The 10,027-nt window shown below is 56.4% G+C and carries 9 protein-coding genes; 3 read left to right on the plus strand and 6 right to left on the minus strand.

Annotated features, from left to right (window positions below):
• The first annotated feature begins 133 nt into the window (after positions 1–133).
• Together NW856_RS09460 and NW856_RS09465 are read left to right on the plus strand one after the other, a co-directional pair.
• A complete protein-coding gene (locus NW856_RS09460) occupies positions 134–1,168 on the plus strand; it encodes an adenosine deaminase (protein WP_414357521.1) in 1,035 nt (344 codons plus the stop codon).
• A 192-nt stretch (positions 1,169–1,360) separates the two neighbouring features.
• The gene (locus tag NW856_RS09465; protein ID WP_414399962.1) at positions 1,361–2,164 is read left to right on the plus strand and encodes a M55 family metallopeptidase; all 804 of its coding nucleotides are present in this window, start codon (positions 1,361–1,363) and stop codon (positions 2,162–2,164) included.
• Here NW856_RS09465 and mnmH read toward each other — a convergent pair.
• The 6 genes from mnmH to urtA form a co-directional block, all read right to left on the minus strand.
• Positions 2,157–3,221 (minus strand): tRNA 2-selenouridine(34) synthase MnmH, encoded by a 1,065-nt coding sequence (gene mnmH / locus NW856_RS09470; RefSeq protein WP_414399964.1) that lies wholly within the window; start codon positions 3,219–3,221, stop codon positions 2,157–2,159. The genes NW856_RS09465 and mnmH overlap by 8 nt on opposite strands.
• Positions 3,222–3,440: 219 nt before the next feature.
• Complete coding sequence (gene urtE / locus NW856_RS09475; RefSeq protein ID WP_414399966.1) at positions 3,441–4,205, minus strand: urea ABC transporter ATP-binding subunit UrtE; 765 nt, start codon at positions 4,203–4,205, stop codon at positions 3,441–3,443.
• Between the two features lie 34 nt (positions 4,206–4,239).
• Positions 4,240–5,007, minus strand: a complete 768-nt coding sequence (gene urtD / locus NW856_RS09480; protein ID WP_414399968.1) for an urea ABC transporter ATP-binding protein UrtD — start codon at positions 5,005–5,007, stop codon at positions 4,240–4,242.
• 170 nt (positions 5,008–5,177) lie between these two features.
• Positions 5,178–6,386, minus strand: a complete 1,209-nt coding sequence (gene urtC, locus NW856_RS09485; RefSeq protein WP_011430742.1) for an urea ABC transporter permease subunit UrtC — start codon at positions 6,384–6,386, stop codon at positions 5,178–5,180.
• A gap of 3 nt (positions 6,387–6,389) precedes the next feature.
• Positions 6,390–7,547 (minus strand): ABC transporter permease, encoded by a 1,158-nt coding sequence (locus tag NW856_RS09490; RefSeq protein ID WP_414399970.1) that lies wholly within the window; start codon positions 7,545–7,547, stop codon positions 6,390–6,392.
• A gap of 110 nt (positions 7,548–7,657) precedes the next feature.
• Positions 7,658–8,932 carry an urea ABC transporter substrate-binding protein gene (gene urtA / locus NW856_RS09495; RefSeq protein WP_414399972.1) on the minus strand — a complete coding sequence of 425 codons (1,275 nt, stop codon included), beginning with the start codon at positions 8,930–8,932 and terminating at the stop codon, positions 7,658–7,660.
• A gap of 396 nt (positions 8,933–9,328) precedes the next feature.
• Here urtA and NW856_RS09500 point away from each other — a divergent pair.
• Positions 9,329–10,027: TolB family protein (locus NW856_RS09500; protein WP_414399973.1), on the plus strand; the 699-nt coding region annotated here is incomplete at its 3' end.

Here is a 10,027-nt window from a genome sequence, read left to right on the forward strand (position 1 = left end):
ACTGCCAGCAGTCGGGGTCGGGAGTATGTCACACCTGGACAAGCCTGAGGCGGTTGGATAAGAGTAGGATAAGAGTAGAAATAGTACTTAAACAAACCAAGTCTGCCCCCTGGCGGGCCATTGTAGAGCGTTTATGGCACTTCACGCGGAGTTGCACCGTCATTTGGGCGGTTCGGTTGTCCCCCGAATTCTGTGGCGCTATTTTCACCGCCAGGGATCCCCTTTGGCAGAGCGCTTTCCCACCTATGCCGAGTTTGAGGAGTTCTACACCCGCCCGCGCAACACCCTCGAGGATTACCTGGAGCTGCACACGCTGGTGGAACAGGTGCAGACCCTGGAAACCCTGCCCTATTTTATCTACCGCCTGCTGCGGGGAGCCTACATCTTTGAGGATCTGGCCTACCTAGAGATTCGCTACACCCCCTACCTACGCACGGATCCCAGCCTGGATGAGGCGGAGCGCCTCAAGCAGATGCGCCAGGTAATCGAGACGGTGGGGCAGGCCAGCCAGCAGCGGGAGTATCCCATCGTCACCACCCAGATCGTCTGTTTGCATTCACGCCTGCCCAGCCACATCAACCGGGCCATGGTGGAAGCTGCCGCTGAGTCGGAGTATGTGTGTGCCATCGACCTGGCCGGGGGAGACAAGCCCTACGGCGAACGGATGGACGAGTGGATTGAGCTGTTCAAGTATGCGCTGGCCCGCGGCCTGAAAACCACTGCCCACCTGTACGAAACTTTGGATGGCTGCTACCCACAGTTGCTGCCCTATGTCTCGCGGATCGGCCACGGCATTCAGATCCCCCTCCACTATCCAGAATTGCTGCCGGAGCTGGCGCGGCGAGGACAATGCCTGGAAGTTTGTCCCACCACCTATCTAAAAACGGGAACTCTGCCCAGTTTGGAGCCCCTCAAGATTGTCTTTGACCGCTGCTTTGAGGCGGGGGTGGATATCGCCATCTGCACCGACAACGCCGGCTTGCACAATGTGCGGCTGCCGTTTGAGTACGAAAACCTGCTAACCCACGACATTATCGATTTCGAGCAGCTCAAACACTGCCAGGAAGCAGCTTTTCGTCACGCTTTTGCCTGGCCCTATAAGGGGCGTCCGGCCTCATTGTTGTCGGAGTTGCAGCAGGGGGTATCTGCTTCTTTGGTGGCTCTCTGACCGCCTCAGCGGGATGGAGTCCTTGTTTTTCATCCCGACTTCTCGAAAACAGGGAAGGGATCCGTAACAGAGACAGGGGCAGCTTTCGCAAGGGAAATGACCGCTTGGATCCCTTGTGCAGAGCGATGTTGAGCGGCATCTGAGGGTGGATAGAGCCCGACAGAATCCAATGCTGAGTCTACTGAGCCAAACATGAAGGTTTATATCAGCGCCGATATTGAAGGGATCGCCGGCATCAGCCATTGGGATGAGGCCACCATCGGCCAGCCGGGTTACGAGGCATTCCGAGAGCAGATGACCCGAGCAGTGATCGCGGCTTGTGAGGGATCCCTGGCTGCCGGAGCCACGCAGATCACAGTCAAAGATGCCCATGACTCAGGGCGAAACCTCATCCCCGAACGGTTGCCGGAGCCGGTGCAACTCATCCGCGGCTGGAGCGGCCACCCCTACTGTATGGTGCAAGAGTTGGATCGCAGTTACGATGCCCTGCTCCTAATCGGCTATCATGCCCGCGCCGGATCTGCTGCCAACCCCCTCGCCCACACCTACACCACCGAAGTTAGCCAAATCCGGCTGAACGGCCAGGCCATCGCCGAGTTTCACCTGGTCAGCCTCACGGCTGCCTATGAGGGAGTCCCAGTTGTGTTTGTAGCCGGAGATGCGGAGGTGTGTGCCGCAGCGAAAGCTTATGACGCCCACATCGAGACGGTGGTCACCCACAAAGGGATAGGCCAGTCGGTCATTGCGCCACATCCGCAGCAAGTTTTGCGGGCCATCCGCCAAGGTGTAGAGGGATCCCTGAGGCGGCTGTCGGCCTACCGTCCTCGCCCACTGCCGGATCACTTTCAATTGGAAGTGGACTACAAGGATCCCGCTCGGGCCTACCGCAAGTCTTTTTATCCCGGCTGCCGGTGGGTTGCCGATTCCACGGTTCGGCTGGAAGTTTCCGACTGGTTTGAGGTGTTGCGGGCTTTGGAGTTTATCGTGCTCACCTAGCCAGGGATCCAAGCGGCATCTCGATGAGGCGAGCAGCAGCTTCCCTGAGGCTGGTCTCGGAAAGGTCAGACAGCTCAATCCGGGCCCGAAGGCGATTGAAGTTTTGCTGCAGCCCGTGTCGATAGGTGGGGTCGTAGTGCTGCTCCAGCAACTCCTGCACAAACTGCGGCCAGTCTTGGGCGTCGATCAGCTCAAACCAACGCTGCAAGCGGCCCTGGCCAAGACGGGACTTCAGAGGCAGCAATTTCCCCTTTAGCGCTTGGGGGTGAGCAATCCAGTGGGGATAGTGGGCGATTAACCCCTTCACCCGCTCCTCTAGAGGCAACTGCACTTCGACACAGTCGGCTTGGGTAAGGGCTTGCCAAAGGGCAGGCGGCAGATGGAGCTGGCCCACTTTGGCACTCTCAGCTTCTACCCAGACTGGCTTGGCGGGATCCCACTGGAGAAAAACCTGCACCAGTTGACTTTCAAAGCTCTTCTGGCTGGGCTGCGGCACCCCCCACTCGGCCCCCAGGAGGGATCCCCGGTGACAGGCCAGCTTTTCCAGATCGAGGACTTGGGATCCCTGTTGGCGCAGATGGTGAAGCAACTGGGTTTTGCCGCTCCCTGTTGGTCCGCAGAGCACTCGGTAGGTAAATTCCTGGGGCAAGATCTGCAGCTGTCGGCGCACCCAGGCCCGGTAGGTTTTGTAGCCACCTTGCAAAACCGTAACCTGCCAGCCCACCTGGGACAACACCAATGCCAAGCTGGCAGAGCGCTGCCCTCCCCGCCAGCAGTAGATCAGGGGCCGGTAATCGCGATCTTTATCGGCAAAATGGGTTTGCAAGTGGCGACTGATGTTCTGGGCCACCAAGCTTGCCCCTCGTTTGCGGGCTGCGAAGGGATCCACCTGCTTGTAGAGCGTGCCCACCTCCGCCCGTTCTGTATCGTAGAGTACAGGCAAGTTGATGGCTCCCGGCCAATGATCCTCTGCGAACTCTGCCGGAGAGCGCACATCGATAATTTCGCTGTAGGTGTGCAGCCAGGGCTCTGCAGTGAAGTGAATCGGAGGAGACACAAACCTGTGGATGGAAATGGCAAGCTAGCGCAATCTTGAACAGTTTCTAGCTTAGCCAACGCTGCTGCTCAAGGAAGCCCAGGGCTAACCCTAGCCTATCCCCTCGCAGGTGGACTTCTCGCTTTTCCAGAAGTTTAGGCAAGGTCTCTGGAACATGCAGGATGCCATTTGCCGCTCTCAAAAAAGTTATAGAGGTTTTCAGGCTCTCCAGGTGCCACCTCAGATAGAAAGGTGAGCTCGGACTTTTTCTTCGTCCATTTGGTCAGTCGGCCCCTCCATGATAAGGGATCCATTTTCCATAAGATAAAAGTAATCGGCTAGGCTTTGGGCAAACTCAAAATACTGCTCCACCAGCAACACCGAAACGCCCCGCTCCTTTTGAATGCGGCTGATGGCTTCTTCGATCTCGATAATGATAGAGGGCTGGATCCCTTCTGTGGGCTCATCCAGGAGCAAAAGTTTGGGCTCTGCCACCAAAGCTCTGGCGATGGCCAGTTGCTGCTGCTGCCCACCGCTCAAATCCCCACCCAGCCGTTTAAGAAAAGAACGCAGAATTGGGAATAGGTCATAGACAAACTCAGGTATGATCCGTTCTCTGTCCGGTGCCGCTTCTAGCCCCACCAGCAGGTTTTCCTCAACCGTTAGGCGGGGAAATATCTCTCGACCTTGGGGTACATAGCCAATACCGGCGCGGGCTCGCCAATTGGGAGGGTAATGGTTGATAGGACGGCCCTCAAAAGCAATTTTGCCTGTGCAGTCTTTCAGAAGCCCCATCAGGGCTTTAAGCGTGGTGGTTTTGCCCATGCCATTGCGGCCCAGAAGGCAAACCGCTTGGCCGGGAAAGATCTTAAAAGAGAGATCCTTTACAATTAAACTCTGACCGTAGTAAACCCTCAAATCGGAGACCTCCAGAAGAGGCCCGGATCCATCTCGGGATAAGTTTTGTGTTGCGGTCGCGTTTTCCGTATTCATAGGCCTGCGCATGAGTCGATTAGATACAGAACTATAACCTCTTTGCTTAGTTTTTCCCCTTGTGGGATCCGAGATAGACCTCAATCACTCGCGGGTCGTTTTTCACATCCTCAAAGGTACCTTCGCACAGCACCGAGCCTTGGTGTAAAACGGTAACCTTGCGGGCAATTTGCCGGACAAACACCATGTCATGTTCGATCACCAAAATGGTGTGGCTTTGGGCTAAGGATTGAATTAACTCCCCTGTAGCTTCTGTTTCTTTATCTGTCATCCCGGCTACGCATTCATCCAGCAGCAGCAAATCCGGATCTTGAGCGATCACCATGCCGATCTCCAGCCATTGCTTTTCTCCGTGGGAAAGCAGCCCTGCCGGAACCCGATCCTTACGGCTGAGGCCAATGGTTTCCAAAAGAGCATCCGTTTCTTGTCGCAGATGCTTTTTGCCAAGTAGGGTGGAAAAAACCCTTTTGTCAGGGTTGAGGGATAGCTCCAAGTTTTCTCGCACGCTCAAGTTTTGATAGACCCGCGGCGTCTGAAACTTGCGCCCAACACCCAAAATCGAGATCTCATGTTCCTTGAGCTTGGTCAGATCTTTTCCTTTAAACAGCACCCGGCCTCGAGTAGGCTTAACCTTGCCCGTCAGCACATCGAGAAACGTAGTCTTGCCTGCCCCATTGGGGCCGATGACCACCCGGAGCTCCCCTTCCTCCAGAGAGAAGTTCAACCCATCTAAAGCCTTAAAGCCGTCGAAGCTGACGGTGAGATCCTGAGTTTGTAAAATTTGTCGGGTGGCGGTGGGAGCTGCAGTAAGCATGGGGATCACATCCAAGAACGGAAAGGGCAGAGGGCGAACAGGGTTCTCAACCCATCAAATAAACCCATCAAATAGGAGAGGAAACTTGGTATCGCTGGCTCACCCATGGGATCCTCTTACCTTAAACTTATATCTTGCACATAACTGACATCCTCAAGAGAAAGCCAGATTTAGGCTGGAGAAGTATTTGCCAAACGCCTGCGCCAAAGCTGGACAGTGACCCAAAGCTGCCTGCCTTGGGTGCGCACCCAACCCACCAGTCCATCCGGCAACACCAGCACCACCAGCAGGAACAATCCCCCTTGGAAAAACAACCAAATTTCGGGAAAATTTTCGCTCAGCAAGCTCTTGGCAAAGTTAACCAACAGAGCCCCCAGCACCGCCCCCACCAAACTGGCCCGACCGCCCACCGCCACCCAGATTACCATCTCAATGGAAAAGGGAACGGCCATCGCATTGGGAGAGATGATCCCAGTTTGCAAGGTAAACAAAGCTCCGGCAACACCTGCCAGGGCAGCAGACACGGCAAACACTAGCACTTTAAAGCCGGTGGGATCGTAGCCGGAAAAACGAACCCGCGGCTCGTCATCTCGAATGGCTACCAGGATCCGACCGAATAGGCCGCTGGTGAGCCAACGACAGAGAAGGTAAGCCAAAACCACCGCCAGAACTGTAGTGACATAGACAGCAAAGCGCATTTCGGACGAGTTGACATCTAGGCCAAACAAAGTCTGGAAGTTGGTCAGGCCGTTGGTGCCATTAATTAAGCGCTGTTGGCCGTTGAAGAAGTTAAAGAAAATGATCGTGGTGGCCTGAGTTAGAATGGAGAAATAAACCCCTCGGATGCGATTTCTCACCACCAAATATCCCAGGGCTGCTGCCACCAAAGCCGGGATCAAGACCACAGCAACAGCCGTAAACGGAAAAGAATAAAAGGGGTACCAAAACCAGGGCAATTCCGTTACCCCATAGAGGCTGAAAAACTCCGGTATCTGACCTTCCGGCAATTGCAATTTCAGGTGCATCCCCAGAGCGTAGCCCCCCAAGGCAAAGAACACCCCATGCCCCAGGCTGAGCATGCCGGTATAGCCCCAGATGAGGTCGATCCCCAAAGCTACAATGCTGAGGGCCAGAAACCGCCCCAACAAGTTGAGCCGAAAGCCAGACAGCACAGTTGGGGCCACAAAGATCAAGGCCAGCACCAAAACGATGAGGATCCCGGCCTCCCACAGAAGCTTGCGAGAAGAATTGGGATCCCCACCCGCGGCGGGAGCAGCCACTTCATGATCAGCACGGGGGGAATGAACCAGTTTCATGGGCTTTGTGAGGGAGTAGAAGATGGAGAGTCTGGTCCTAGAGTTTTCGCCAAGCGAGATCATTCCCTAGGCATCCACCATACGACCTTTTTCGGGGAAAAGGCCCCGAGGTCGCACCTGCAAAAAGGCCACGATCAAAGCAAAGACCATCACCTTGGCCATGCTCGTGGTGGCAAAAAAGTTGAGGGTATCGGTCAGGATGGGCACGTTGGGAAAAATCAAAGCCAGCGTCCCGGAACCGATGACAAAGTTGGCAATCCCGATCCCAAGCGCTGCCACAATGCTGCCCAAAAGCTTGCCGACACCCCCCACGACAACCACCATAAAGGTATCCACGATGTAGTTTTGGCCAGTGTTCGGCCCCACGGATCCCAGCAGGCTGACCGCTACGCCGGCCACTCCCGCCAGACCCGAGCCGACGGCAAAGGTGAGGGCATCCACCTTTTGCGTAGGGATCCCTACACAGGCGCTCATGGCCCGATTCTGGGTAACCGCCCGGATGCGCAGCCCCCAGCGGGTGCGCTGCAAGAAGAAGTACAGCCCTAGGATGCAGAAGACAGTGAGGGCGATGATAAACAGGCGGGTATTGGGCAAAAACAGGCTGCCCACCGGGATCCCACCCCCCAGCCAACGGGGAGCGGTCACATCTTTGTTCTGGGCTCCAAACCAGGGTTGAGTGACTGCTAAAGCATAGGTTTGCGCCAGCACCCGCCCCCCCACCGCTGCAATTGCCGTGGAAAGCACCAGTAGCAGCGCCAGCGTCCACCTTTTGAGGCGCGGCCAATCCGTTCGCCTGGCCAAGAGCCACCAGCCGCCAAAAAAGAGCACCGCGAAGGCCCCCAAGCGGAAAGCCAGCACCCAATTGACGCTGCGCACAAACTGCTGCAGGATCAGGCTCACGCCCCAGGTGGCCAAAAGGGTCTCCAAGGGTCGGCCATACAAAAAGCGGATCACCCCCCGCTCCAGGGCTAGTCCCACCAGAGCCGTGACGGCAAAGGCAGCTACCAAAGCTGGAAAGATGTACAGATCCCGCCAGGGATCCCCTAGGGGACGAAAGGCATTTTGAACCACAAAAGTGGTGTAGGCCCCCAACATCATCAGCTCCCCATGGGCCATGTTGATGACCCCCATGAGGCCGAAAACAATGGCCAAGCCCAGAGCGGCTATCAGCAAGACGGTGCCGATGCTAAGGCCGTTAAACAAGCTATCCAAGAGCAAGGTCATCGGCAGGGGATCCTCCTTCCAACTAAACTAGGGAGGCTAACCGAGCATCTAGGCGGGATCCCCAACCCTATCCAAACGGCAAGGAATCCCGCCCACAGCCACCAGCAGGGCTAGCTGACTTTGAAGCGACCGCCTTTAGCCGGATCCGACCAATCGCAGGCAAAGCCCTTGGTCTCTGCCACAAACTGGTTCCAGGGCTGTGGTTCCACGGCATCCGTAGAAAAGATGACATCAAACAAACCGTCAGAGCGCACCTGGCCGATCCGCACATACTTGGTCAGGTGGTGATTGGTGTTCATGGTTACCAAGCCTTCTGGGGCATCGAAGGTCTGGCCATAGGCTGCCTGCCGCACGGCGTCGATTTCCACTGTTCCCGCTTTTTCCACTGCCTGCTTCCAGATGTAAACCATGATGTAGGCGGCTTCCATCGGGTCGTTGGTGACGCGGTTTTGGCCGTATTCTGCCTTGAAAGCTTCCACAAACTTCTTGTTGGCAGGCGTATCCACCGTCATAAAGTAGTTCCAGGCGGCGAAGTGCCCTTCCAAGAATTCGGGGCCGATGGCCTGTACCTCTTCTTCAGCAATGCTGACGGACATGGAAGGATAGCGATCTGGCCCCAGCCCTGCCCCTTTCAACTGTTTGAAAAAGGCCACGTTGCTGTCGCCGTTCAAGCTGTTGTAGATCACACCGCCATTGGGAAGAGCGGCCCGGATCTTGCTGATGATGGGGGTAACTTCTGTGTTGCCCAAAGGCAGATAGTCTTCACCCACCACTTTGCCCCCCAGGGCTTCCAACTGGGCCTTGATGATGGTGTTGGCCGTGCGGGGGAACACATAGTCGGATCCCACCAGGAAGAACTCTTTGCCCTTGTTCTTGAGCAGCCATTCCACCGAAGGCTCGATCTGCTGGTTGGGGGCAGCGCCGGTGTAGAAGATGTTTTTGGAGCACTCTTGTCCTTCGTACTGCACGGGATACCAGAGCAGGTGCTGCTTGGATTCAAACACCGGCAAAACCGCTTTGCGACTGGCCGAAGTCCAGCAGCCGAATACCGTTGCCACCTTGTCCACATCGATCAATTTGGTGGCTTTCTCGGCAAAGGTTGGCCAATCGGAAGCCCCATCCTCGATAATCGGCTCGATCTGCTTGCCCAAAACCCCACCGGCGGCATTGATCTCTTTGATAGCCAGCTTTTCCGCATCCACCACGCTGGTTTCTGAAATGGCCATGGTGCCGCTGAGGGAGTGCAAAATGCCAACGCGAATGGTCTCTCCCTGGGCGTAGGCGGGCACAGACCGCTTCACCCAGATCTGCGGCCCCAGGGCCGCCCCGGCTCCGGCCAGAGCGCCCATTTTCAGCACTTGACGACGATTAAAAGATTGAGCCATCGGTGATCTCCGAAACGAAGTGAGTGCAAAGGGTGTTAAGAAGTCCAGTTGTTGCAGCAGCCCGGCCAACGGGGGGAAGCACCTAGCTCATCACCTCGCCCATGTGTTGAACCTGCCCAACTGCGCTCAGCTGAGGCTTTCACCGAATGCCTTCCCAACGTCAACAGGGGAAAGGCTAATCCTGCAGTCGAGAAAGCGTTGTGCATCCCTGTTGCCTTAACGTGTTCCATCAAACCCATTCGGCCCGGAGAGAATTGTATCGCGGGATACCTTTTCCCAGAATCCGAGCCTGTTCTCGGCTCCCTTTCCCCACAGGCTGTAGGCAAAGGCAGGGATCCCTTGCTGCCGGCATAATAGGGGTTCTGGGGTCGAGAATTAGTTGAGAGTTAACAGCTTATGGTGCAACAGGCTGGCTATGGATCTTGGCGATCCCCGATTACCGCTGACCTGGTGGTGACGGGATCCCTGCGCTTGGGACAGATGGTTTGGGATCAGGGGGATCTCTACTGGACGGAGGGCCGCCCGCAAGAAAAAGGGCGCAATGTGTTGATGCGGCGCTCTGCCGACGGGATCCTGGTGGAGCTGACACCGGCACCTTTCAATGTGCGGACACGAGTGCATGAGTATGGGGGTGGAGCTTATTGGGTGTCGGCAGGGGTAGTGTATTTTTGCAACTTCGCTGACCAACGGCTCTACCGCCTGCTGCCGGGTTCAGATCCCCAGCCCCTGACAGAAGCAGGCCCCTATCGCTACGCCGACGGGGTGGTGGATCGGGCGCGTGGACGCATCCTCTGTGTGCGGGAAGATCACAGCCGCCAGGGAGAGCCGGAAAACAGCCTTGTCTCGATTGACTTAGCAAGTGGATCCCAGCAGATTTTGGCTTCTGGGCACGACTTCTACGCCAGCCCGCGCCTCAGTCCAGACGGCCAGACCTTGGTATGGCTGACCTGGGATCACCCCCAAATGCCCTGGGACGGCACAGAGCTGTGGCGGTCTGAGGTGAACCCTGACGGCAGCTTGGGAGAACCTCAAAAGCTGGCCGGTGGCCCTGCCGAGTCGATCTTCCAGCCCCAGTGGTCACCGGAGGGGGATCTC

It is taken from the genome of Synechococcus sp. R3-13 (assembly GCF_047462195.1).
Classification (GTDB): domain Bacteria; phylum Cyanobacteriota; class Cyanobacteriia; order Thermostichales; family Thermostichaceae; genus Thermostichus.